Raw genomic sequence first — 23,965 nt, 5'->3', positions numbered from 1 at the left:
CCGGGCTCTGCGACTTTATTGCCGCAGGGTCGTTGTCCTTCTTGAGAAGAGGACGATCCCAAGCGGGAGGCGCGCAATGGCACTGGGCGAGGACAGCGAGAGCACTTTCGAGATTGCCCCGGGCATGCCGGTCCTGATCGGCCCGCCCGCGCCCCGGCCCTCGCTCGAGCGCACCGCCACCACTGCCGCCTTTGTCAGCCAGCTCCTCGCCGAACGGCACCATCTGCCGCCCCAGCGCTCGCGCCGGCGCGGCTCGGTGGAAGGCGCGCTCCACGCCTATGCCGACAGCGCCCGCATGGCCGTGCGCCGCTTGCCCCAGGGCTACCGCAAGACCCTCGTGGTTTGAAAAAAGCTGCGGGGCCCCGCAGGGCCCCCAACCATGTTCCTTACTTCTTGAGCTGGATCGGCCCGACCATGCTTTCGGGCTTCACTTCCGCGTCGAACTCTTCGGGGGTCAACAGCCCCAGCGACACCGCCGACTCCTTGAGGGTCGTGCCGGACTTGTGCGCGTTCTTGGCGATCTTGGCGGCATTGTCATAGCCGATCTTGCGGTTGAGCGCGGTCACCAGCATCAGCGAATTGTTGAGATGCTCGTTGATGCGCTTGCGATCAGGCTCGATGCCGATGGCGCAATTGTCGTTGAACGAGCGCGCCGCATCGGCCAGCAGCCGCACCGATTGCAGGAAATTGTAGGCGATCACGGGCTTGAACACATTGAGCTCGAAATTGCCCTGCGAGGCGGCAAAGCCGATCGCCGCGTCATTGCCCATCACCTGCACCGCCACCATGGTCATGGCTTCCGACTGCGTCGGATTGACCTTGCCCGGCATGATCGAGGAGCCCGGCTCGTTTTCCGGGATGGTCAGCTCCCCCAGCCCCGAACGGGGACCCGAGGCGAGCCAGCGCACATCGTTGGCAATCTTCATCAGCGCCGCCGCCAGCTGCTTGAGCGCGCCCGAGGTGCCCACAAAGGCGTCGTGCCCGGCCATGACGGCATATTTGTTGGGCGCGGTGACAAAGGGCTGCCCCGTCAGCGATGCGATTTCGCCCGCGACCGTTTCGGCATATTCGGGATGGGCATTGAGCCCGGTGCCCACGGCCGTGCCGCCCAGCGCCAGCTCATAAAGCTGGGGGAGCGTCGCGCGGATGGCCTTGAGCGCGAGGTCGATCTGGGCGACCCAGCCGCTCATTTCCTGGCCCAGCGTCAGCGGGGTGGCATCCTGCAGATGGGTGCGGCCGATCTTGACCACATCCATGAATTCTTCCGACTTGGACGCCAGCGTATTGCGCAGCACTTCCACCCGCGGGAACAGATAGTTCGCCAGCGCCTCGACCGCCGCGATATGCATGGCGGTCGGATAGGTGTCGTTGCTCGACTGGCTCATATTGACGTGGTCATTGGGGTGCACCGGCTTTTTGGAGCCCATGGTCCCACCCGCCAGCTCGATGCCGCGATTGGAGATCACCTCGTTGACATTCATGTTGCTCTGCGTGCCCGAGCCGGTCTGCCACACCACCAGCGGGAAGTGCTCGTCGAGCTTGCCCGCGATCACTTCGTCAGCGGCCGCGACGATCAGGTCGCGCGTTGCCTCGTCGAGGAGCCCGAGCTTGTGGTTGGCCAGCGCCGCTGCCTTTTTGAGGATACCGAAGGCGACCACGATCTCCTTGGGCATCTTTTCCCCGCCAATATCGAAATTGGCGAGGCTTCGGGCCGTCTGCGCGCCGTAATACTTGTCGCCGGGCACATTGATGGTGCCCATGGAATCCGATTCAACGCGCATGCTCATTGGGAAAACTCCGGTGGTCCTTGGTGCCGCCTTCGCGGCAACTGCAAACGAAAAACGGCCGATCCCCGGAGGAATCGGCCGCAAAAACTCTCAGACAAGCCAGCGCAAGGCGCCGCTCGCCGTTACTTCTTGACGTCGAGGATCTGCCGGCCGCGATACATGCCGGTCTTGAGATCAACGTGGTGCGGACGACGCAGCTCACCCGAGTCCTTGTCTTCGACATAGGCGGGTGCGGCCAGCGCATCGGCCGAACGGCGGAAGCCACGCTTCATCGGCGAGGTCTTTCGTTTTGGCACTGCCATGGCAAAAACTCCAATATTCGATATCGTTGCGCCGCCAGAAGCGGCCCAGAGACGTGTTGCTCTCTGCGGGATTGACGGGCTCTATAAAGCAAGTCCGCGGGCTTGCCTAGCCTTTTTCGCAAGCCCGCTGGCGCATTCCGCGCTCACAGCGCCAGCTGCCCGCCCTCCCCCACACAGGCCGCCCGCTCGCCAAATTGCTGTGCCCGCTGCTGCACGATCCCGGCGATGCGCACCATGCCCCGCGAGGGCTTGCCGGGCTGGCGCAGCATGGGGTTGGGCAGTGCCGCGGCGAGCAGTGTCGCCGTGCGCCAATCAAGGTTTTGCGGTGCCCGGCCAAAGGCGCGCTCCGCTCCCGCCGCCACCCCGAACTGCCCTTCGGGCCCCCATTCGGCAATATTGAGATAAATTTCCATGATCCGCTTTTTAGGCAGGACCAGGTCGAGATACAGCGCCAGCGGAATTTCCAGCACTTTGCGCACTGGGTCGGGGTCGTTCCATAAAAAGAGGTTCCGCGCCACCTGCATGGACAGGGTGGACGCGCCCCGCGCCGGCTTGCCGTCAAGGAAATTGTCGACTTCGGCCCGCAGCGCGCTCACATCCACGCCCCCGTGCCGGCAGAACAGCCCGTCTTCCGACAGGATCACCGCGGCCTTGAGCCGGTCGGAGATATCATCGATCGGCCGCCATTGCCGCACCACCGGTCGCCCGGTGAGATAACGCTCCAGCATCGGCACCGATACGGGATCGATGAACCGATAGACCGGCGTCAGCAGCAGCGGAATGGCCACGAGCACGGCGAGCGCTGCGCCTCCCAAGCGCAGCACTCGCCGCCAGCCTTTTGCTTTGCGCGCACTTGCCATAAACCCTGCCTTACCCAAGACAGGGCCGTGGGCAAAGCCTTTGCGGCCTGGGCGCGGCTATTTGGCCTTCTGCGCCTTGCCGGCGCGGTAGTAGTAATTGGCGTCCTTGCCGAGCACCACCGAGCGCACCAGCTTGCGAATAGCCTCGCTCTTGCGGAAGGGCGACACCACCGCATTGACCGTGCCGAACACCGCCAGCTTGGCGGCATCGAGCGCCGGCTGCTTGCCGGGCGCCTGTTGCGGCAGGCCGCGGCCACGCAGCATGGAATTGAATATGTAAAGATCGTTGCGGCGCTTCACCGCCGCGGTCTTCCAGGTGATTGCCACCGAAATGGAATAGCTGTCCTTGGTGCGCACCCAGTGCGGCCAGAGATAGGGCACGAACACCCCTTCGCCGGGCTTGAGCGCATTGAGCATTTCCTTGCTTACGAACCGCTCCTCGAATTTGAGATTGCGGTGCTTGGTAATGCAATGCTCGATCTGGTCCTCGCTCGCAATGGAGCGATCCTCGTTGTCGTAGACGGCAAATTCCTTGTCGCCATGGATCTGCACAAAGAAATTGTCTTCGCTGTCGAGATGGAAGGGCGTCGTTGAATTGGGCGAGGACACGAACAAGAAGCCCTGGATGTCGGAAAAGCCGGCATCGGCAAGGCTCTTGTGCCCCTGCGCTGATGCCACCGACATCAGCGCGTCCTCGAGCAGCGCCTTATAGGCGGGGTGATGCTCGATGCGCTTGAGCACCATCCAGGCACCGGCGGTTTCGATCTGGCTGATCACCTCTTCGGGGTCGAGTTCCACCAGCGGGGTGGTGGACGGATCCTGGCTCACCGCCGCCTTGCCCGAATTATATTCGATCCGGTCGCGCGGCAGCGCTTTGACGAGTTCGAGGATCGCCGGCAGCGTCAGCCGCGGATCGCCCACAAGGCCATGGGTGATGCGAAAGGGCTTCAGCGGAAACAGCGATTGGAAGGCAGAGTTAGGCGCAGTCAAAAGGCTGGTCATAAGCGTTTCTCCTTGCGGTTTCGAAGAGACAACAGAAGCGATTTGGCCCGCTCGCGGGCGCGGCGGCGCCCGATCACGAGCCGGGAAATACCGGCAGCGAGGGGATCATTGGGGCGGGTTGCAATCAGCAGGTCGCCCACGGCCAGCCGCTCGCGCCAGATATGGTCGATCATCGGGTGCCCGGCGGCGGCGGTGGAGTCGACAAAACTGATCTCGGGGTTCTCGGCAAAGCGCCGCGTCATCTCGAGCGTCAGCTGCACGCCCGGAGACACCCGCCCCATGCTTTCGTCATAAGCAATCTTGAAAAACAGCGCCTGGCCTGCACCCTTGAGCACCAGCCCTGCCGCGATCGTGCGTCCATCCAGCTGCAGTTCCGCCACTTCAAAGCCACCGCGCGCACCCATATCCAGCGCCGCCAGTTCGACAAAGCGCGCATCGCCCTGCGCTTGCGCGAGGCCGGTGCCCTGCTTGCCCTTCCAGCCGCTGGCTTCAAGCGCAAGAAAGCGCTGCACCGCCGGGGCAATGGTGTCGGGCCGGTCGGCAACGGTGAACGCTACCGCGCCTTCATCGTCCAGCCGGTGGCGCAACCGGCGCATTTCCTTGAGCCGCTTGGCCCCCATGCCGCCGCGCAGATAGCTCTCGACGTCGCCCGTCGATGCATAGGCGGCGCGCTCATGGGCATTGTCGACCTCAGCCGGCGCAATGCCCCGCCGCGCCAAGGCCTCGGCGATCGCGTCCGCCGTCGCTCCTTGCAGCCGGGCAAAAGGCAACACCAGCAGATGGGCGCCCGCCCCTGCCGCACCATCGATCAGCGCCCCGGCGGCTTCCACCGCCCGCTCAGGATCAAGCAGCGGGCTCGACAAAACTGTATAGGGTTGCCGGGCCACCAGCGCCGGCACCGGTAGGCGCAGCGCCGCCCAGGCGCTCACCACCGGCAGGAAAGCCAGCATACGCCCCTGGCTGGCGCCATCAAACGCCACCAGCGCATCATTGCCCCGCCCGTTCCAGGCATGGCGCGATGCCGCCTGGGCAAAACCATGATCGAAAAATCCATTGGGCTCAAGGCTGCGGCCGCCAAGCGCCTCCCAGGGCGCGCGCGGCACCTGCGCCACCGGCAGGCGAAGCACATGCTGGGCATGGCTGTGCCGCCGGGCACCGGCGCGCGTGAGCAGTTGGGGCGCCATTGCTCGCCCGCTCACTCCAGCTCTCCCTGGCAGTTAACCATCGCGCCTGCTCACCATCCGCCAAACGGCTTAGTTCCGACGCCCGCCTTTTATCGCAAAAGGGTGAGCGTGACGCGCTTTGGCTGCTTGCTTGGTTAAGCCGATCTTGCGGTAAACCCTTTTAAATTCAATCTTAATTGTAATAATCGGCCCTCAGGCCACCTCCATTGCCCGCCCTGGTCCAGACATGGCGCCGCACTGGCAATTTGCCGCCCGATCCGCCATATAGGGCCCTGCAACAACACTGGGCAGCGAGGCCGAACGTGGACGGCGTGCCGTTTTGGAAAATGAATGGGCTGGGCAACCAGATCATCGTGGCCGATTTGCGCGGCCGCGCCGGCCGCATCACGCCCGAAGCGGCCATTGCCATCAACGCCACGCCCGGCACTCGCTTTGATCAGATCATGGCCCTCCATGATCCCCGCATCCCCGGCACCGCGGCGCTGGTCGACATCATCAATTCCGATGGCTCGCGCGCCCAGGCCTGCGGCAACGGCATGCGCTGCGTCGTTCAGGCGCTCTCCGCCAAGACCGGCACCACGAGTTTCGTGTTCGAAACCGTCGCGGGCCTCCTCACCGGCGACGAACATCCCGATGGCTCGATCACCGTCGATATGGGCACACCCAAGCTCGCCTGGTACGAAATCCCCTTGGCCGAGGAATTTGCCGATACCCGCAAGATTGAGCTGCAGATCGGCCCGATCGATGCGCCCGTGCTCCATTCCCCTTCGGTCGCGTCCATGGGCAATCCCCATGCGACCTTCTGGGTGCATAGCGATGTCTGGGGCTTTGCGCTCGACCGCTTCGGGCCCATGCTCGAAAACCACCCTATTTTCCCTGAGCGCTGCAACATCTCCATTGCCCAGGTCCTCGCGCCCGATCGCATCGTGCTGCGCACCTGGGAGCGCGGCGCGGGCCTGACCGAAGCCTGCGGCACCGCCGCCTGCGCTGCCGTGGTCAATGGCGCCCGCACCCGCCGCACCGCCCGCAAGGCGACCGTCACCCTGCCCGGCGGCGATCTCGTCATCGAATGGCGTGGGGACGATCATGTGGTGCTGACCGGCCCTGCCGAAACCGAATGGGCCGGCACCCTCGATCCCGCTACCGGCGCCTGGACGCGCAGCGAGGCCGCCGCCTGATGGCAGTTCAAACCCTCACATTTGGCTGCCGCCTCAACGCCTTTGAAGCCGAGGTGATGAAGACCGAAGCGCAAAAGGCCGGGCTCGATAACGCCGTGATCGTCAACACCTGCGCCGTCACCGCCGAAGCCGTCCGCCAAGCCAAGCAGGCCGTGCGCAAGGCGCGGCGCGACAATCCCGATGCGCGCATCATCGTCACCGGCTGCGCCGCACAGACCGAAGCGCGCTCGTTCGGCGACATGCCCGAGGTCGATCTCGTAATCGGCAATGCCGACAAGCTCGAGGCCAAAAGCTACGCGCCCATGGTCTTTGGCACCCCGCTCAACGACAAGGTCCAGGTCAACGACATCATGAGCGTGCGGGAAACTGCGGGCCATCTGATCGAGGGCATGGATGGGCGCGCTCGCGCCTTCGTGCAGGTCCAGAACGGGTGCGACCACCGCTGCACCTTCTGCATCATCCCCTTTGGCCGCGGCCCTTCCCGTTCAGTTCCCATGGGCCTCGTCGTCGATCAGTGCAAAAAACTCGTCGCCAATGGCTACAAGGAAGTGGTGCTGACCGGGGTCGACATCACCTCCTATGGCGGCGACCTGCCCGGTACCCCGACCCTGGGCAAGCTCGCCCAGGCCATTTTGCGCCATGTGCCCGACCTGCCGCGCCTGCGTATTTCCTCCATCGATTCCATCGAGGCCGACGAAGCGCTTTATGACGTGGTCGCCGGCGATCGCCGCCTGATGCCCCATCTGCATCTGTCGCTGCAGTCGGGCGACGACATGATCCTCAAGCGCATGAAGCGCCGCCACAGCCGCGCCGATGCGCTCGCCATCGTCGACAAGCTGCGCAGCCTGCGCCCCGACATGGTGTTTGGCGCCGATATCATCGCGGGCTTCCCCACCGAAGACGACGCCATGTTCGCCAATACGCTGGCCATCGTGGCCGAGGCGGGGCTGACTTATCTCCACGTCTTTCCCTATTCCCCGCGCCCCGGCACCCCCGCCGCGCGCATGCCCCAGGTGAGCAAAGCCGTGGCGCGCGAACGCGCGGCCCTCCTGCGCGCCGCCGGCGACCGGCAATGGGCCGCGCTCGCCGCAGCGCGGGTCGGCCAGATCGAGCACGTGCTGGTCGAGCGCGAGGGCCTCGGGCGCACCGAGCAGTTCATGCCCGTCGCCGTCCCTGGCACGCAACCGGGCGACCTGCTCGCCGTTCGCATCACGGGCACCACGCCCGAAGGTCTGGTTGGCGAGGCGCTGCAGGCCGCTGCCTGAGCGCCCGACGCACTCGCCTGCCCCCGCATCCTGCGCCTGTCGCAGCCTGCTGCCGCACAAGAAAAAGCTTGAGGAGCAACAACAATGGCACAAGAAAAACCCGGCTTCTTCAAGCGCCTGTGGGGCGAAATCATCGGCGAGGAACCCAAGCCCACCCCCGCCGAGCCCATCCCCGCGCCCCCCGAAGCCCTGCCCGAGGACCCTGAACCCACGCCCGAGCCCGAGCTCGAGGCCCCTGCCCCCGAGCCGGTGCCGCCGACGCCTGAACCTGAACCCGAGCCCGACACCACTGCACCTGACGAGCTCCTCCCCGGCCCGCCCGAAACCACCCCCGCCTATGTGGAGGAGCTCGAGGAGGAAGCCGAAGCCGCCACCGCCGCCCATCTGGCCGAAGGCGTGCCCGAGGCCGTGCCCGTCGTGCCCGCGCCTGCCACCGCCGAGCCCGTGCGCACGGGCTGGTTTCAGCGCCTGTCGAGCGGGCTCAAGCGCTCCTCGGACCAGCTCACCTCCTCGATCACCGGCGTCTTTACCAAGCGCCGGCTCGATGCCGCCACGCTCGATGAACTCGAAGACGTGCTGATCCAGGCCGATCTGGGCATCGACACCGCCACCGCCATCACCGACACCCTGCGCCGCGACCGCTTCAACCGCGAGGTCAGCGGCGATGATGTGCGCGCCGTGCTCGCCGCCGAAGTGGAAAAGGTCCTCGCCCCGGTCGCCGTGCCCCTCCACATCGATCCCACTCACAAGCCCTTTGTCGTGCTGATGGTGGGCGTCAACGGCTCGGGCAAGACCACCACCATCGGCAAACTCGCGCAAAAATGGACGGGCGAAGGCCGCTCCGTGCTCCTGGCCGCCGGCGACACTTTCCGCGCTGCCGCCATCGAGCAGCTCCAGGTCTGGGGCCAGCGCACCGGCTCCCCCGTCGTGTCGCGCCCCGCGGGCTCGGATGCCTCGGGCCTCGCCTTTGATGCGGTCACGCAAGCCAAGGCCGAAGGGCGCGACATCCTCATCATCGATACCGCCGGGCGCCTGCAGAACCGCGACGAGCTGATGAACGAGCTCGAAAAGATCATCCGCGTGATCAAGAAGGTCGACCCCTCCGCCCCGCACGCCACGCTCCTGACGCTCGATGCCACCACCGGCCAGAACGCCCTCAAACAGGCCGAGATCTTTGGCACCCGCGCCGGCATCACCGGAATCGTCATGACCAAGCTCGATGGCACCGCCCGCGGCGGCATTCTCGTCGCCATTGCCAGGCGCTTCGGCCTGCCCGTCCACTTCATCGGCGTGGGTGAAGGGGTCGATGATCTCGAGCCCTTTGCCGCCACCGATTTCGCGCGCGCCATAGCGGGCCGGGAATAATCCGGCCCTCAGCCTAATTATCACCATGCTTAGGTCCTAGTGATCCCTTGCCGTTTCGGGCAACTCACCCCAGACTGCTGCGCAAGTAACAAGAGTTATGCAACAATGCCCAACCAAGCCGAACCCGAGATCGCCTGGGACGAACTTCGGCCTCAGATGATCAAGCTCGGTCTCGAACTGGGGCCGCTGGTCGTTTTCTTTATCGTCAACAGCCGCGCCGATATCTTCGCCGCCACCGCCTGGTTCATGGGAGCCATGGTCGTTTCGCTCCTTGCCTCCTGGCTGATCCTGCGCAAGATCGCGGTCATGCCACTGGTCACGGGCGTGGTCGTCTTGGTGTTTGGCGGCCTGACGCTCTGGCTGCAGGACGAAACCTTCATCAAGATGAAGCCCACCATCACCAATGGCCTGTTCGCCGCGGTGCTGCTGGGCGGCCTCCTCTTTGGCCAATCGCTGCTGAAATACGTCTTTGGCGACGTCTACAAGCTGCGCCCCGAAGGCTGGAGCAAGCTGACCCTCAACTGGGGCCTGTTCTTCCTCGTCCTTGCCGTCATCAACGAAGTGCTCTGGCGCAATTTCTCCACCGACTTCTGGGTCACCTTTAAGGTCTGGGGCGTGATGCCACTGACTGTGCTGTTCTCCCTCAGCCAGCTCAGCCTCCTCAACAAATACGCCCCCTCGAGCGAGCCCACCCATGTCCCCCCGGTGGTCGTCGAAACCTAGTTTTGGTCACTTGGCCTCTGTGACACGGCCTGGGGCCAAGCGCACCGGGCGCAAGGTCCCGGCCCTCCCTCCCCCTTGAGGGGCTTCGAGCCGTCCGCGAAGGCGGCGGAGCGCTCCAGTGGAGCGCTCCGAGGTGAGAAGGCAATGAGAGCTATGCTCGAATGGCCAAGGGGTGGGGGTCCATCAGCCCACCCACAAGCCTATCCAAACACCCGATTGTCACCCCGGCCCCAAGCCGGGGCCCATGCCGAGATTTTTCCGCGCGCCGCCAGCAGTGCGAACCTGCCGCCTCAGCGCTCCCAAAAGCTTAGCAATAATCCCGCGGCTCCCGCCTACCCCCCTTGAGGGGCGGGTGTGAAGGCCCACCCGCGCGCGTGATGGCTGAAAAACTACAACCCACCCATCCGGCAGATCAGCTCCCATTCCTCGGGCCGCACCTTTGACACCGACAGCCGCGACAGCTTCAACAACTCGATCTCGGCCAGCTCGGGCGTCTGCTTGATCGTCGCCAGCGTCACCGGCCGCGGCAGCGGCTTGACCGCTTCCACATCCACGCATTCCCACACCACCTCGCCCTTGGCATTGAGCTCGGCCGTATCGTCGGGATGGGCCAGCGCGATCACCCGGATGATCCCCACGATCTCCTTGCCGATATTGGAGTGGTAGAAAAACGCCTCGTCCCCGATCTGCATGGCCCGCATATTGTTGCGCGCCGCATAATTGCGCACGCCATGCCAGGCTTCGGGCTCGCCGCGCGCCGTCTTGGCCATCATGTCCTCAAACGAGAACACATCTGGCTCCGACTTCATCAGCCAATAGGCCACCGGGTCAGGCCTTGGGCGACATGTGGTCGAACGCCACGCGCCAGGGCTTGATCTCGTAGCTGCCGAAAATCCCCGCCTTGATGAAGGGATCGGCCATGAACATCGCCGTGGCGGCCTCGAGGCTCTCGGCTTCCACCACCATCAGCGAGCCCTCGGGCTGGCCGGCTTCATCGAGCAGGGCACCGGCGAGCCGCAGGGTCTGCCCAAGGCTCTCCAGATGCTCCAGATGCACCGGGCGCGTCGCGAGCCGCTGCTCCATCGTACCCGGCTTGTCCTTGGCGATCATGGCGTAAAGCATAGTTCAGTCCTCTCGTTTGAGCGGCCGGGACATCAGGCCCGCCACCACATCTTCAATTCCGGCGTGTTGATTGAGCACCTGGTCCACCGCATCCACCAGCGGCGCATCGACACCCAGCCGCCGCGCCAGCGCTGCCGCGACGGGCGTCGTTGCCACCCCTTCGGCCAGCTTGGCGCCCGCCCCCTTGATTTCGGCGACCGTGCGTCCCTGCCCCAGGGCAATGCCGAAGAGGTAATTGCGCGATTGCGGCGAGGTGCAGGTCAGACAGAGATCGCCCAATCCAGCCAAGCCGGTCAGCGTGCGGGTCGAGCCGCCCATGCCCACGACCAGCCGCGACATTTCGGCATAAGCGCGCGCGATCAGCGCCGAACGCGCCGACAACCCCAGCCCCGCGCCCTCGACAGCGCCACAAGCCAGCGCATAAATATTCTTGAGCGCGCCCGCCACCTCGACCCCGATCCGGTCATCGGCCGCATAGGGGCGAAAATGCGGGCCGGCCAGCGCTGCGGACAGCGCCGAGCTGTCCCCCGCATCATCCCCCGCCAGCGTCACCGCGGTCGGGCGCCCCGCCGCCACATCGGCAGCAAAGCTGGGGCCCGACAGCACGAACGGCACCGCCTCGGGCGCCACCTCCAGCAAAACCTCGCTTTGCCGCTGCAGGCTCCCCGCTTCCAGCCCTTTTGCACTCAGCACCACCGGCTTGCCCGCGAGCAGCGCGGGATCCAGCCCGCGCAAGGCGGCGCGGGTCGCCTGCGCCGGCACAGCCATGATCACAAAGTCTGCCGGCTGGGCGGTCATCACTGCCCGCAATCCGGGCAGCAGCGCCTGCTCGCCCAGGTAACGCCCATTGGTGTGGGCGCTGTTGATTTCCTCGGCCTGCGCCGCGTCCCGCACGAGGAGCGTCACGCCACGACCCGCCATGGCGGCGGCCTGCGCCAGGGCCGTGCCCCAGGCGCCGCCCCCGACCACCAGGGCTGTTTCAAGCCGCATCGGGCGTCACCTTCATGTCGGGCAGATCCAGCGGCCAGCGCGGACGCGCTACCGCATCAAGCCCGTCGCGCACGCCCAGCGCAAACCGCTCCGCCCCGGCCCAAGCCACCATCGCCCCGTTATCGGTGCACAGCGCAATCGGCGGCACCACCAGCTGCGCCCCCGCCTTGCGGCAAACCGCGTCCAGTGCCGCGGCGATGCTGCGATTGGCTGCCACGCCCCCCGCTACCACCAGCACCGGCGGGGCACTCGGCAACTCGGCCGCAAACCGCTCCAGCGCCTGTCCCGCCCGCACTGCGACCACCTCGGCCACCGCGGCCTGAAAGCTCGCGGCAATGTCGGCCACATCCTGGTCGCTCAGCGGCGCCAGCGCTTCGGCCTGCAGCCGCACCGCGGTCTTGAGCCCGGAAAAGGAAAAATCGAGCCGCGCTTCGCGCAGCAGTGGCCGGGGAAAGCGGAACCGCTTGGGATCGCCCGCGAGCGCCGTTTGCTCCACCGCCGGGCCGCCGGGATGACCAAGGCTGAGGAGCTTGGCCACCTTGTCGAAGGCCTCCCCCAGCGCATCGTCGATGGTCGTGCCCCAGCGCTCATAATCGCCGACGCCCCGCACCAGCACGAACTGGCTGTGCCCGCCGGACACCAGCAGCATCAGATAAGGAAACTGCACCCCATTGGTCAGCCGCGCCGTCAGCGCATGGGCTTCGAGGTGATTGACCGCCAAGAAAGGCTTGCCCAGCGCGGCGGCCAGCGCCTTGCCGGTGGTCAGCCCCACCAGCACGCCCCCGATCAGGCCCGGCCCGGCCGTTGCCGCAATGGCATCCACCTCATCGAGCGCTATTCCCGCCTCGCGGCAGGCCTGCGCAATGATGTGGTCGAGATAGGTCACATGCGCCCGCGCCGCCAGTTCGGGCACGACCCCGCCAAAGGCTGCATGTTCATCCAGTTGCGAGCGCACGACATTGGAACGAATGACGCCCTTGCCGGATTGCTCGCGCACAACCACGGCTGCGGCGGTTTCGTCGCAGCTGGTCTCTATGCCCAATATGGTCGCTTGCGCTTGCCCGGTCACGTTGAACTGGTCTACTCCCTCGGGAGCTTCTGCCTACTATAGGACGCCAAGAAATTGCAATCGTCCCAGTTCTTCCTCCGGATCGGTACCCGCGGCTCCCCGCTGGCGCTCACCCAGGCGCGTCTGGTGCGCAGCCGGCTGGGCGCGCTGCACCATATTCCCGAGGAGGAGATCGCCATCGAAGTCATCTCCACCGCCGGTGACCGCACCCAGGCCACCAATCGCAGCCTGCTCGATATCGGTGGCAAGGGGCTTTTTACCAAGGAGATCGACGACGCCATGCTCGATGGCCGCGTCGATATCGGCGTGCATTCCTCCAAGGATGTGGCGACGCGCCTGCCCCCGGGCATCCGCATCGCCGCCTTCCTCGAGCGCGAGGATGTGCGCGACGCCTTCATCTCGGTCCATTATGCCGGCATCGATGCCCTGCCCGAAGGCGCCAAATTCGGCACCTCCTCCATTCGCCGCGCCGCCCAGGTGCTGCGCCAGCGTCCCGATCTCGACATTGTCCCCTTCCGCGGCAATGTCGGCACCCGGCTCGAAAAGCTCACCAATGGCATCGCCGATGCCACCATGCTGGCCCTTGCCGGTCTCAACCGCCTGGGCGAAACCCATCGCGCCACCGCGCTGCTTGATCCCGATATCTACATGCCCGCCCCCGCCCAGGGCGCCATCGGCGTAGCCGTGCGCAGCGACGATGCGCGCGCGGCCGAGCTCGTTGCCCCACTCGATCACCTCACCACCCACCGCGCCGTCGAGGCCGAACGCGCCATGCTCGCCGTGCTCGATGGCTCCTGCCGCACACCTGTTGGCGCGCGCACCGTCTGGGATGGGACCACCTTGACCCTCAAGGGCCAGATTCTCAGCCTTGATGGCACCATGGCCTTTGACAGCGCCGCCACCGGCACCGATACGGCCGAGCTTGGCCGCGCCGTGGGCGAAGACCTCGTCGCCCAGGCCGGCACTGAATGGCTCGCGCAATGGGCCCGCTCATGACCACCATGCTCGTCACCCGCCCCGAGCCCGATGCGCAATCCACCCTGCTGCGGCTCGAAGCGCTAGGAATAATCGGGCTCGTTGCCCCGCTGATGACCCGGCTGACCCTTGATTCCAGCCTGCCGCCGCAGGATGGCTTTGCCGCCATGGCCGTCACCTCGGCCAATGCCCTGCGTGCCCTCGACGATCGGGGTGCCCTCGAGCACTATATTCACCTGCCCGTCTTTGCCGTGGGCGACCGCACCGCCTGGGAAGCCCGCCAGATGGGCTGCACCGACGTGGTCAGTGCCGATGGCACCGCAACCGAGCTGGTTAATGCCCTGGTGCGCGCGCGCCTTGATGGTCCGGTGTTTTATCCCGCCGGCAAGCATATGAGCCACGACCTCGGCAAGTCCTTGGCCCCGTTCGGGCTCATGGTGGTGACCACCCGCGTTTATGACATGGTCGCGGTGGATGCCCTGCCCGAGCCGGTGATCAGGCAGCTTGCCGATGGCAGCATCGATGCGACGCTGCTTTATTCCCGGCGCACCGCCGAAATCTTCGTTGAGCTGCTCGAAGGCAAGCTCGACCACAAGGAGCGCAGCGCCTCCACCATGCTGTGTCTTTCGGAAGCCGTGGCCGAGCCCTTGATCTCGGCCCATTTCAACCGCATCGGGCTGGCTGATCATCCGAGTGAAGAAGCCATGATGGCCCTGGCCCTGGCTTTCACCCGCGAGCAAACTGCGCCATGATCGGACAACCACAGGGAGCCTGCTGATGGCCGACGATACCGACCCCAAGAACGGCACTGCCAATCCGGCCGATCCCGCAGCCAAGGATGCCGGCTCCCCCAACGCTGCGCCCCAGGACAGCAAGCCGGCCGAAACCCGCACCGGGCCTGTGAAGCCGCCCGTGCTCGACCTCAAGGCGCGCCCCGGTGACAGCGACAGCGGCAAGGCTGAGCGGCCCCAACCCGGCCCGACGCCCAAATCCTCGTCCAAGTCCTCGCCCTTGGGCTCGTCCCGCGACGCGGCTCCTGCCCCCACAACGGCCGGGTCGGGTTCCCGCACCGGCGCCACGGCCGGCGCTGTTGTTGGCGGGGGCCTGCTCGGCCTTGCCGCCGCTTATGGCCTCGCCTTTGCCGGCCTCTGGCCCACCCCCGATCTGCCCACGCCCCCGCCGGCGCCCGAGGATCCGCGTCTCGCCCAGTTCGCCAGCGCCATTCCCGAGCTCGAAACCGTCACCCAAACCACCCAGGCCGAGCTGGCAGCGCTCCACAGCCGCATTGCCGAACTGGAAACGGCCGAGCCGGCCGCCCCCGAACCCGCTGCGGCACCGGTGGACCTGAGCGGCATCGAAACCCAGATCGCCGCCCTCCAGACCCGGATCGACGAACTCGACGCCCGCCCCGCCGCTCCCGCCGCTGCTCCCGGAGCGCCTGCTGCACCCCCTGGCGCTGCAGTTCCGGCCGATCCGGCCGCCCTCGAGGCGCTCCGCACTGACCTTGCTGGCCTCGCCGATCGGGTGGACCAGCTCAGCACCCTACCCCAGCAGGTCGAGCAACTTAGTGCCCTGCCCGCTCAGGTCGAACAGCTCAGCGCCCTTCCGGCGCAGGTTGCCCAGCTTGAAACGCTCCCGGCCCAGGTCGACCAACTCAACGCCCTGCCGCCGCGCGTTGACGAACTGGCCGCGCGCCTCGGCACCACCGAAGCCAATCTGCGCAATCTCGACACCGCCGTCGCGCAAACCACCGCGACCCTCGCCGGCCAGCCCGAGGATATCGGCGCCGTGCTGCAGCTGCCCCTGATCCTTTCGGGCCTCGAAGCCGCTTTCAGCACCGGTCGCCCCTATGAGGCCGAGCTGGGTGCCCTGCGCGCCGCGCTGCCGGCCGTCTCCATCCCGCTGCCCATTGCCAACGGCGCTGCCACCGGTATTGCCCGCCCCGATCAGGTGGCGCAGCGCTTCAACGAGGTTTTGCCCGCCATTCTCGCCGGCCGCCCCGCCGACCCACAGGCCGGCTGGGCCGAGGGCGCGCTGGATTGGCTGCGCTCCGCCGTCGCCATCCGTCCGGTGGGCGAGCGTGAAGGCGATGACCCCGAAGCCATCGTCACGCGCCTCGAAGCCGCGATCGCCCGTCGCGATTGGGCCGCTGCCGAGGCGCTCTTTGCCCAACTGCCCGAGCCGATGCGCGCCGCCGCGGGCGACGTGCCAACCCTGGTTGCAACCGAAGCGGAAGCGGCCCGCTTCCTTGATACCCTGCGGGCCCAGGCGCTGAGTGGCGAGGCCGCATCATGATCCGACTTGCCTCCTGGATTGTCGCGAGCCTCCTGATCACCGCCGGCATCGCCTGGCTGATCGCCTTGCCCGGCACGCTGACCCTTGAAGTCGCGGGCTATCGCATGCAGCCCCAGTTGGGCGCCGCCATCTTCATGCTGCTCTTGGTGGCCGCGCTCATCATCCTCGTCTGGTCGATCGTCAGCCGCGTCCTGGCCACCCCCGGCTCCCTCGCCCGCCGGGGTCGCGAACGCCGCAAGGAGCAGGGTGTCGACGCACTGTCGGACGCCTTTATCGCCCTGCAGTCCGGTGATCCCGCCCGCGCCCGCTCCCTGGCGCGCGAAGCCCAGGCGCGCCTGCCGGGCAATGCCGCCGCCCAGCTGCTCGAAGCGCGCGCCGATCTCGCGCTCGGGGACATGTCCGCCGCCCGCGAGCATTACCGTGCCCTCATCGCCAGCGAAAAAACCGCCGTGGCGGCCCTGACCGGCCTTTACGACCAGGCCCGCGCCCAGAACCGCTCGGACGCCGCCCTCACCTTTGCCCGCAAAACCCTTGCCCTCGCGCCCGCCAGCGGCTGGGCGGCCTCCGCCGTGTTCGATGATCTCACCCGCAACGGCCAATGGGCGGAAGCCGTGGCCATGGTCAATGCCGAGCCCGTCGCCAATAGGGAGGAACGCGCTGTCAAGCGCCGCCGCCAGGCCGTGATCGAAACCGCCCGCGCCCGCGAAGCGGAAAACTCCGATCCCCTGCTCGCGCTCGACCATGCGCTGACCGCCCTCAAGCTCCTGCCCGATTTCGTGCCCGCCGCCCTCATTGCCGCGCGCATCCACATCAACCGCGGCGAAACCCGCAAGGCCATGAGCCTCTTGCGCCGCATCTGGCGCGCCACCGGCCACCCCGATGCCGCCGCCCTTTACGCCCACGCCCAGCCCGGCGCTTCCGCGCTCGAGCGCCTCAAGCGCGTGCGCGAACTCATCGAAACCCCGCCCACCACCCGCGCCGCCGCCATGGTGCTCGCCCGCGCCGCCATCGATGCCTATGACTGGCCGCTGGCCCGCAATGCCCTTGCCCCCTTCAACGGCCCCGATGCCACCCAGGGCGTTTGCACCCTCATGGCCGAAATCGAGGAAGGCCAGAATGGCGATCAGGGCAAGGCGCGCGAATGGCTCGCTCGCGCCGTGCGCGCCCCGCGCGATCCGGTTTGGACCGCCGATGGCATCACCTCAGACGAATGGGAGCCCATTTCCCCCGTTTCGGGCCGCCTCGACGCCTTTGAATGGAAAGTGCCCGTCACCGCCGTGCACCGCCCGACCGTTGAAACCGCACCGAGCCAATTGCCCGCCGTCGCCGCCGATCCCCTGCCCCTGCCCCAACCCGCGAGCCAGTAAGCGACCGCCACCGTCCCGCCCAGATCGGGGCTGAGGATGGCCTCCCGGCGCCGCCCCGCTCCGACGTCAGTCGGGGCTTGATGGGCCCGCCCCATGGGAGCATCGGGCTTATGAGTGCATCGCGGCGTCAGTTCCTTGGGGGCGCCGGTGCCCTTGCCACGCTTCCCTGGCTATTCGGCCCCGCCCGCGCAGCCGCGCCGCCCGCTCCCGCGACCCTGTCTTTCCTCGCTCTGGGGGATTGGGGCCAGCCCCGCGCCCTCGCCGATGCCACCACCGTCGCCGCCCAACTGGCGCAGGAAGCCAGAACCCGCGCCGCCGCCTTCATCATTTCCACCGGCGACAATTTCTATGATCGCGGCGTCGCCGACACCGCCGATCCGCTCTGGCAGGCGGCCTTTGAAACCATCTATGCCGATCCGGCCCTCCAGGTGCCCTGGTATGTGGTGCTCGGCAATCACGATTACGGCGGCCAGCCCGATGCCGAGCTCGCCTATGCCCTGCGCAGCGACCGCTGGACCCTGCCCGCCCGCTATTATGTCGAGCAATACCGCCTCATCGACGGCACTGGCGCCGATTTCTTTTTCCTCGACACCACGGGCCTTGTGAACCTCAACTTCGCCAATCGCTGGTTTTTCACCGGCGCCGCCGCCCGCGCCCAGCTCGATTGGCTCGATACGATGCTGGGCGCCAGCACCGCCCGCTGGAAGATCGTGGTCGGGCACCATCCCGTATTTTCCCACGGCGCCCATGGCGATAGCCCTGCCCTCGTCGAAGGCGTCCTCCCCATCCTGCAACGCCACCGCGTCCAAATCTATCTCAACGGCCACGACCACAATCTGGAACACGCCGAACGCGACGGCATCCATTTCCTCACCAGCGGCGGCGGCGCCGAACAGCGCCCCGTCACCCCCGTCGAGCCCCCAGGCTTTGCCGCCGCATCCCTCGGCTTTCTATCCGCAACCCTCGCCCGCGACCGCCTCGAGATCACCTTCATCGACCAAACCGGCACCCCCCTCCACCAAGCCACCATCCCCGCCTGATTTTTTTGGTCACTGCAACGCAACCCTCGACCCTCGCTCTTCGCCTGGGGGCCTTGCTCGAGCGGCTGTCCGGGATGGTATCCGCCCTGCCTCCGCACCATCCAAAAACTCCCTTTTCCACCAGAGCCGCAGGCGAAACCCTCCCCCTTGTGGGGAGGGATCAAGGGAGGGGGTTCCCTCAACACCCCACGAGGGCCGCCGCCTCCGCCACAGGGCCTTACTGAAGCAAAACGCGACGAAAGCCCCGATCCCCACCCTCCCCCTCGCGGGGAGGGCCGGGGAGGGGGCCGTTTGGCCCCGAGCCATCCCCCAGTCCCACCGTCCCCTCCTGAGAGAAGCAGGAAGCAAGAAGTCCCCCCGTCCACCCCGCCCCGCTGCTGCAACGCCGCAACACGGCCGCGCACAGATCCTGCCCGCCCCCCACGCAGCAACCCTTGCAAACCCCCGCGCCCCCTGCTATCTCCGCCTGCGTTGCCGCTTTAGCTCAGTTGGTAGAGCACATCATTCGTAATGATGGGGTCAGGTGTTCGAGTCACCTAAGCGGCACCAGATTTCTCAAGCACTTAGCTCAGTCCGCAAGAACCTTGGACGCCTCTGGTCACAAACCAGTCACAGGCGGCGCTTCTCCATGGCTACAATTCGCAGGCGGAACAACAAGTGGCAGGTCCAAATACGACATGCGGGACATGCACCGGTAAGCCGAACTTTCACAAACAAAGGTGATGCCACAACTTGGGCAAACACTCAGGAGCACCTTTATCATACGGGAGATTTGCGGCCCCGCGACAGGACTGGCCGCACGCTAAACGATGTATTGGATCGCTACGAGCAAGACGTCATCCCGATGAAACGGGCGGATAGTACTGAAACTTTCATGCTCAGAGTTTTGCGCCGACATGAAATGTCTACCAAATTGCTTACGCATCTCAAGGCACAAGACATCGCCAAGTTCAGGGATGAGCGTTTGTTGGTAGCAAAACCCTCTACGGTGGTGCGCCACTTAAGCGTGTTGCGACATGCTTTGAAGGTAGCGCATACTGAATGGGGCTGGAGCTGCCCCGTGCAGGAAGTGGAGAAGGTGCGGTTTCCAAGCGTGCCCATTGGCGCAACGGACCGACTTTCCGAATTCGATATCCAGAACGTACTTGCAGCTGCACAGACGCAATCAAACGCCTCTGTTCCCACTGCAATTATGCTCGCGCTAGGGACCGGGATGCGACGTGGCGAACTGTTGAGCCTCAAGTGGAAAGATGTGGACCTATCCCGCTGCTCGATCACTATTCGAACAAGCAAGAATGGGAGGGCTCGGACCATACCGATTACAAGAGAGATAGCGGAGCTACTCAGATCGCTCCCTCACGACTCGGAATTCGTGCTCTCATTAACGGCCAATTGCCTCAAACTGGCATTCGCGCGAGCTCGTAAAAGGGCCGGGGTGACTTTTCGGTTTCACGACCTCCGCCACGAGGCGATAAGCAGGTTTTTTGAGGTGGGACTCACGATCCCAGAAGTACAACTCATTAGTGGGCACCGCACCTTGAGTCAGTTGGGAAGGTATTCTCATCCAGACGTAGCACGAGTAGCGGCGAAGCTGGCTTGCTAAGTAAACTTCTAGTCAGCAAGTTTGTACCTATAGAGATGGGAGCGGCGGGTTGCGCAAGTTCTCCCGTTCCGATCCAATGCTTTAACGCTCTCGTAGGTTGGTAGGCCGATGTGCACACCACGGGTGCGCGATGGGGAGCTTTCTTCAGCGATGTGTCGGAAACAAAGAAACTGGAAGGAGACAACTTGGGCCGGGCACATGAATTTCTGGAGCTTGTCGGGCGCCTAAGTTCGGCTGAAATCAACCGAAGCGAGAATGATCTCTCATCGAACCTAAAGAACGCTTTCACTGAATTTGGCGTGACCGGAGTGCTCGACACGGGAGCAGGGAGCAACCACCGCAAGCGTCCAGACATTGCGCTATATGCCGATTTGGCCTCAGCTGAACTCGGTATTGCAGCCGAAGTGGTGATCGAGTCTAAAAAACCGGCCGAACTTTCCGCCTTCACAAGCCTTACGGCCGCGCTTGTGCAGGACAACCTCTGGTACGATAAGTTCGTGCCATACGTGCAGGCACACGCTGTTCGCGTGCAGTACTTCATGCTCACCACTTTTGAGCAGTTGCTGGTGGTCCCGATAACGACGTCGTTGCGGCGGCTAGTACTAGAAAATGCCCTAGCAACACCCGAAGCACGCTACACCGCGATACAGGATAGTTTCGACTTCGATCTACGCAAAGACGGTGGGAAGGATTGGCTCAGCTGGGTGGAAAGCCACCTCACGCCTGATGCCCTTATCCCACCTCCTCTGTCTACGATTCTAGATGTTCGAGTGCTGGGCGGCGCCGATGACTTGGATAGTCTAGCAAGTGATTTAGCGGACCTTGTTGTAGGTCCAGAGGGTGGGGCAACGCACAGTACTGTACTCGCCTCAGCAAGTCTTGATGCACATGAGATTGGCGAATTACCCCCCGCCGCGCGCAGCGCGCTCATGGTTTTCACTATGTCTGCGCACGGTGGAATGTCTGCACAGGCGGCAAACGAGCACTTACAAACGCATTTCGCCGAAGAACTTGAGGGCTTTGTCTCTGCTAGTATTCATTCCCTGATTGGACGCTTGTTTGCGGTAAAGACAATTGAAGACAGTTTCTGCATTGACGTAGACCCCCCCCTTATCCCGGAAGCGGCGTGGGTTTTTCATAGCGACCAATTTGATAACACACCTCCAGAGCTGCTACCTGCATCCTTTTTCGCCGCATTGGCGAGATTAGGACAGTCAGAAAATCTCGCCGTGCGCGACCTAGCCGCCACCGGAAGGTTTTATGATTGGCTTGCGCCACTTGTAGACCCAACCATCTTTAGGCGCCTCCTAGAGCTTTTCTTCTCGAACAGTTTCGCCGTTCTTGATGGCGATTTATTGGGCCGCTTCTTCGAGATTTACGCGCAACGGGTAGACCGCCGCAAGCGTCGTGAGCTTGGGCAATACTATACGCCAATGCCAATCGTTCGATATATGTGGCGCGTAGCAATGCAGATCGCGCTCGAGAAGAGTCCTGCAAGCGAGCTGCTGGTACTTGATCCAAGTGTTGGTTCCGGGACGTTCCTAATCGAGGGAGCTCGCCAGCTCAAAGCTGCAGGACTGACGAAGTTCTGGGAGAGCCTTAATGGCTTTGATATTGCGCCGCAGGTAATTGGTGTCGCGCAAGTGAATTTGTACTTGGCTGCTCTGGGTCTTCTCGACCGGAAGGAGGCTGATCAAGTAGGAACGCTCAACCTGTACCCCACTGATGCTTTAGATCCAAGAAATGGCGCTCACCTAAGGAGTCTGCTGCATCTGTTTGTCGATGAAGGAGTGAAATCCTTTCTGTTGAAGAGGATCGAGCTAAGCGAGAAGGTAAAGCAGCAGTCTCGCTTTCCATTGATCATTGGCAACCCTCCTTACAAGCACAACTCCAATCGCACATTACGTCAGATGGCGGAGGAGTTTCCACCTTTACTTCGTTCCTCTACCTTGAACGCGCGGGCTCAAGAAAACGCTATTCGCGAGGACTATGCTTGGTTTTTTGCTGCTGCTGATCACTACCTTCGCGACCAAGGATTAATCGCGTTCGTGGTATCTGACAGTTTTTGCTACGGGCCCTCATTTAGATATTTCCGGGAGGATATCTTACGCCGCTACCGCGTGAGGAAGCTCGTTCATTTAGGGAGGTTTATATTTCGGGACGTAGGTCCACGCACCTCTTTTGTGATCATTGTGCTTGAGCGCCTCACCGAAAACTTGGAGACGGCTGAAGAAGCTGACCCGATCCAGTATGTCGATTTGCGGCCGTTGATAACGGGGGAAGATCGACTGCTCGGAACAGAAGCTGATCCGCGGTTTGCTGTGCTCATTAGTGGTGAACTGGGAGACTTTGCCCCTCATCAACCAACACGGAACCGTCAGTTCAATTTCTTGCCAGCTCGGGAAGTTGTATCCCTGGTTTTGAGAGCACCGGTTGGTATGATCGATGCTCCGCGACGCGTATTTGTCAAAAAGTGGCCCGGCGTCGTTACAGGTTTTGACAAGCTCTTGAAGAATGCCGACAGAGCGGTAATTGCCGATCGTCTGCAACGAGTTTTTCGCGCTGCAGCCGGCGGTTCTCGTGCAGAGCAAATCCTTGATGGTATCGCGCAGGATATCCGAGCCAATGAGGCCGAACGGGGCAAGCTCGATGCGGTAGTTCAGTGCATCGTGGACAATGCGCTCGTCTTTGATGATGGTAAGTTCGTTCAGGCGATAACCGGTTCGGCACCACGCGCGAGTGCATGGTACCCAGACGCCAGAATGACCAAATGGATTTACTACGAACCCGCTTTTACCTTTGAGCGAGCTGTTCATGATGGCCGCATGGCTGGTTGGGGCACATCTAACCAATGGCGTGACGCGGCTTCTCACGGCATCTCGCCGAAGCTGGTATTCACTACCTCAACTAATCCTGAGGCAGGCCTCAAGGCGTTCGTGCTGACCGAACGTTGGTTGGTTTTAAAAGCTGCTGGGACACGGCAACAGCTGAACTATACCGGCGTAACCATACCTAGCGACGGTGGATTGTTCGGCGGGTCCCTTAATCTAGGCAGGGAGGCGCAATCACTCTTTAGACGTCTAGAACAGGAAGGGCTGAACGAAGAAGATTTTCTCTTGTACGTCGCTGCCATCTACAACTCCTCCACCGCGAACGAGTATCTTATAGGTGGCGGTTCAAACTCGATGAATATCCCTCTTGATCATGACAAAATGGATATGGACGTTGTGCTGAGCTTAGTGGACGACGCTCGCACCATGCGGGACCTAACGCGTCTGGGCATATTGGCGGAGTCTGGCACGATTTTGGAGGAGACCGAGTTCTCCGATGAGAGTCGCCATCGCATGGCGGAACTTGGTTTTGAGAGGCAAGCGGCGACGGGTGGTCGATTCCGGCAGGATATTCGATGGACTGCTGGTGCCGATACACAGGTGAGAATATCAGAGCGCCGTGCCGTCCTACAAGCGAAGCTCGATGCTGCCGTATCCTCAATCTACGCAGGCCTAGAGAGCGCGAATGAAGAAGCTTAGCGGTTAAGTGGGAGTCCCTTTAGGGAGGAACGAGCGCAACTGGGGTTGTGTGGGCGCCTGCGAATTGTAGCCATGGAGAAGCGCCGCCTGTGACTGGTTTGTGACCAGAGGCGTCCAAGGTTCTTGCGGACTGAGCTAAGTGCTTGAGAAATCTGGTGCCGCTTGCGTGACTCGAACACCTGACCCCATCATTACGAATGATGTGCTCTACCAACTGAGCACTGCTTAGCGGACCTGCTGAACCCTTGATCTGCCTCAATTTCTTGAAGTTAGCATCTCGTTCTTTCCGTCACAACAGCTGGCTGTGT

Annotated in this window: 20 protein-coding genes and 1 tRNA gene; 12 read left to right on the top strand and 9 right to left on the bottom strand. The window is 63.9% G+C overall.

Features of this window, described 5'->3' with window-relative positions; translation table 11 throughout:
• The first annotated feature begins 76 nt into the window (after positions 1-76).
• Positions 77-346 carry a hypothetical protein gene (locus HRQ64_RS18495; RefSeq protein WP_172125548.1) on the top strand — a complete coding sequence of 90 codons (270 nt, stop codon included), beginning with the start codon at positions 77-79 and terminating at the stop codon, positions 344-346.
• A gap of 40 nt (positions 347-386) precedes the next feature.
• Here the strand turns inward: HRQ64_RS18495 and fumC are convergent, their stop codons facing one another.
• The 5 genes from fumC to HRQ64_RS20525 all read right to left on the bottom strand — a co-directional run bounded on the left by fumC (position 387) and on the right by HRQ64_RS20525 (position 5,150).
• Entirely contained in the window at positions 387-1,787 is a 1,401-nt protein-coding gene (fumC, locus tag HRQ64_RS18490) for a class II fumarate hydratase (RefSeq protein ID WP_172125546.1), read from the bottom strand.
• Positions 1,788-1,909: 122 nt separating this feature from the next.
• Entirely contained in the window at positions 1,910-2,089 is a 180-nt protein-coding gene (gene rpmF / locus HRQ64_RS18485; RefSeq protein ID WP_127754686.1) for a 50S ribosomal protein L32, read from the bottom strand.
• Positions 2,090-2,232: 143 nt separating this feature from the next.
• A complete protein-coding gene (locus HRQ64_RS18480) occupies positions 2,233-2,913 on the bottom strand; it encodes a transglycosylase domain-containing protein (protein ID WP_349236750.1) in 681 nt (226 codons plus the stop codon).
• Between the two features lie 93 nt (positions 2,914-3,006).
• Positions 3,007-3,951, bottom strand: coding sequence for a cupin-like domain-containing protein (locus HRQ64_RS18475; RefSeq protein ID WP_172125542.1), 945 nt, complete (start codon positions 3,949-3,951; stop codon positions 3,007-3,009).
• Positions 3,948-5,150 carry a GNAT family N-acetyltransferase gene (locus HRQ64_RS20525; RefSeq protein WP_172125540.1) on the bottom strand — a complete coding sequence of 401 codons (1,203 nt, stop codon included), beginning with the start codon at positions 5,148-5,150 and terminating at the stop codon, positions 3,948-3,950. The genes HRQ64_RS18475 and HRQ64_RS20525 overlap by 4 nt, the downstream gene beginning before the upstream one ends.
• 311 nt (positions 5,151-5,461) lie before the next feature.
• On the opposite strand from HRQ64_RS20525, the gene dapF reads away from it, so the two are divergent.
• The 4 genes from dapF to HRQ64_RS18450 all read left to right on the top strand — a co-directional run bounded on the left by dapF (position 5,462) and on the right by HRQ64_RS18450 (position 9,666).
• Positions 5,462-6,313 (top strand): diaminopimelate epimerase, encoded by an 852-nt coding sequence (gene dapF, locus HRQ64_RS18465; protein WP_172125723.1) that lies wholly within the window; start codon positions 5,462-5,464, stop codon positions 6,311-6,313.
• The gene (gene mtaB / locus HRQ64_RS18460; RefSeq protein WP_172125538.1) at positions 6,313-7,578 is read left to right on the top strand and encodes a tRNA (N(6)-L-threonylcarbamoyladenosine(37)-C(2))-methylthiotransferase MtaB; all 1,266 of its coding nucleotides are present in this window, start codon (positions 6,313-6,315) and stop codon (positions 7,576-7,578) included. The genes dapF and mtaB overlap by 1 nt, the downstream gene beginning before the upstream one ends.
• Positions 7,579-7,662: 84 nt before the next feature.
• On the top strand, positions 7,663-8,943 hold the full coding sequence (ftsY, locus tag HRQ64_RS18455) for a signal recognition particle-docking protein FtsY (protein ID WP_172125536.1): 1,281 nt from the start codon (positions 7,663-7,665) through the stop codon (positions 8,941-8,943).
• 105 nt (positions 8,944-9,048) lie between these two features.
• The gene (locus HRQ64_RS18450; RefSeq protein WP_172125534.1) at positions 9,049-9,666 is read left to right on the top strand and encodes a septation protein A; all 618 of its coding nucleotides are present in this window, start codon (positions 9,049-9,051) and stop codon (positions 9,664-9,666) included.
• A 389-nt stretch (positions 9,667-10,055) separates the two neighbouring features.
• On the opposite strand, the gene HRQ64_RS18445 is transcribed toward HRQ64_RS18450, so the two are convergent.
• The 4 genes from HRQ64_RS18445 to tsaD are packed head-to-tail and all read right to left on the bottom strand — an operon-like array spanning position 10,056 to position 12,823.
• Positions 10,056-10,490: an EVE domain-containing protein gene (locus tag HRQ64_RS18445; RefSeq protein ID WP_172125532.1), complete on the bottom strand. Its 435-nt coding sequence runs from the start codon at positions 10,488-10,490 to the stop codon at positions 10,056-10,058.
• A gap of 4 nt (positions 10,491-10,494) precedes the next feature.
• Positions 10,495-10,788: a YciI family protein gene (locus HRQ64_RS18440; protein ID WP_127754694.1), complete on the bottom strand. Its 294-nt coding sequence runs from the start codon at positions 10,786-10,788 to the stop codon at positions 10,495-10,497.
• A 3-nt stretch (positions 10,789-10,791) separates the two neighbouring features.
• The gene (locus HRQ64_RS18435) at positions 10,792-11,778 is read right to left on the bottom strand and encodes an NAD(P)H-dependent glycerol-3-phosphate dehydrogenase (RefSeq protein WP_172125530.1); all 987 of its coding nucleotides are present in this window, start codon (positions 11,776-11,778) and stop codon (positions 10,792-10,794) included.
• Positions 11,768-12,823, bottom strand: a complete 1,056-nt coding sequence (tsaD, locus tag HRQ64_RS18430; RefSeq protein WP_172125721.1) for a tRNA (adenosine(37)-N6)-threonylcarbamoyltransferase complex transferase subunit TsaD — start codon at positions 12,821-12,823, stop codon at positions 11,768-11,770. The genes HRQ64_RS18435 and tsaD overlap by 11 nt, the downstream gene beginning before the upstream one ends.
• 78 nt (positions 12,824-12,901) lie before the next feature.
• Here tsaD and hemC point away from each other — a divergent pair, with 78 nt between their 5' ends.
• The 7 genes from hemC to HRQ64_RS18390 all read left to right on the top strand — a co-directional run bounded on the left by hemC (position 12,902) and on the right by HRQ64_RS18390 (position 23,657).
• Positions 12,902-13,843: a hydroxymethylbilane synthase gene (gene hemC, locus HRQ64_RS18425; protein WP_172125528.1), complete on the top strand. Its 942-nt coding sequence runs from the start codon at positions 12,902-12,904 to the stop codon at positions 13,841-13,843.
• The gene (locus HRQ64_RS18420; protein WP_172125526.1) at positions 13,840-14,574 is read left to right on the top strand and encodes a uroporphyrinogen-III synthase; all 735 of its coding nucleotides are present in this window, start codon (positions 13,840-13,842) and stop codon (positions 14,572-14,574) included. The genes hemC and HRQ64_RS18420 overlap by 4 nt, the downstream gene beginning before the upstream one ends.
• 25 nt (positions 14,575-14,599) lie before the next feature.
• The gene (locus HRQ64_RS18415; RefSeq protein WP_172125524.1) at positions 14,600-16,117 is read left to right on the top strand and encodes a hypothetical protein; all 1,518 of its coding nucleotides are present in this window, start codon (positions 14,600-14,602) and stop codon (positions 16,115-16,117) included.
• Complete coding sequence (locus HRQ64_RS20410) at positions 16,114-17,484, top strand: heme biosynthesis HemY N-terminal domain-containing protein (RefSeq protein ID WP_172125522.1); 1,371 nt, start codon at positions 16,114-16,116, stop codon at positions 17,482-17,484. The genes HRQ64_RS18415 and HRQ64_RS20410 overlap by 4 nt, the downstream gene beginning before the upstream one ends.
• A 110-nt stretch (positions 17,485-17,594) precedes the next feature.
• On the top strand, positions 17,595-18,524 hold the full coding sequence (locus HRQ64_RS18405; RefSeq protein WP_172125520.1) for a tartrate-resistant acid phosphatase type 5 family protein: 930 nt from the start codon (positions 17,595-17,597) through the stop codon (positions 18,522-18,524).
• 473 nt (positions 18,525-18,997) lie between these two features.
• Positions 18,998-19,073 (top strand) — tRNA-Thr (locus HRQ64_RS18400).
• Positions 19,074-20,237: 1,164 nt separating this feature from the next.
• Positions 20,238-23,657, top strand: a complete 3,420-nt coding sequence (locus HRQ64_RS18390) for an N-6 DNA methylase (protein ID WP_172125516.1) — start codon at positions 20,238-20,240, stop codon at positions 23,655-23,657.
• The last annotated feature ends 308 nt before the right edge of the window (positions 23,658-23,965 follow it).

This window comes from Devosia sp. 919, assembly GCF_013185965.1.
Taxonomy (GTDB): domain Bacteria; phylum Pseudomonadota; class Alphaproteobacteria; order Rhizobiales; family Devosiaceae; genus Devosia.
Note: the sequence above shows the minus strand (reverse complement) of the source record. Positions and strands in the feature narration are given on the sequence as shown.

Coding starts and splice junctions, on each gene's coding strand:
- HRQ64_RS18495 (WP_172125548.1), top strand. CDS start 77: ATGGCACTGGGCGAGGACAGCGAGAGCACTTTCGAGATTGCCCCGGGC.
- fumC (WP_172125546.1), bottom strand. CDS start 1,787: ATGAGCATGCGCGTTGAATCGGATTCCATGGGCACCATCAATGTGCCC.
- rpmF (WP_127754686.1), bottom strand. CDS start 2,089: ATGGCAGTGCCAAAACGAAAGACCTCGCCGATGAAGCGTGGCTTCCGC.
- HRQ64_RS18475 (WP_172125542.1), bottom strand. CDS start 3,951: ATGACCAGCCTTTTGACTGCGCCTAACTCTGCCTTCCAATCGCTGTTT.
- dapF (WP_172125723.1), top strand. CDS start 5,462: ATGAATGGGCTGGGCAACCAGATCATCGTGGCCGATTTGCGCGGCCGC.
- mtaB (WP_172125538.1), top strand. CDS start 6,313: ATGGCAGTTCAAACCCTCACATTTGGCTGCCGCCTCAACGCCTTTGAA.
- ftsY (WP_172125536.1), top strand. CDS start 7,663: ATGGCACAAGAAAAACCCGGCTTCTTCAAGCGCCTGTGGGGCGAAATC.
- HRQ64_RS18450 (WP_172125534.1), top strand. CDS start 9,049: ATGCCCAACCAAGCCGAACCCGAGATCGCCTGGGACGAACTTCGGCCT.
- HRQ64_RS18440 (WP_127754694.1), bottom strand. CDS start 10,788: ATGCTTTACGCCATGATCGCCAAGGACAAGCCGGGTACGATGGAGCAG.
- HRQ64_RS18435 (WP_172125530.1), bottom strand. CDS start 11,778: ATGCGGCTTGAAACAGCCCTGGTGGTCGGGGGCGGCGCCTGGGGCACG.
- HRQ64_RS18420 (WP_172125526.1), top strand. CDS start 13,840: ATGACCACCATGCTCGTCACCCGCCCCGAGCCCGATGCGCAATCCACC.
- HRQ64_RS18415 (WP_172125524.1), top strand. CDS start 14,600: ATGGCCGACGATACCGACCCCAAGAACGGCACTGCCAATCCGGCCGAT.
- HRQ64_RS20410 (WP_172125522.1), top strand. CDS start 16,114: ATGATCCGACTTGCCTCCTGGATTGTCGCGAGCCTCCTGATCACCGCC.
- HRQ64_RS18405 (WP_172125520.1), top strand. CDS start 17,595: ATGAGTGCATCGCGGCGTCAGTTCCTTGGGGGCGCCGGTGCCCTTGCC.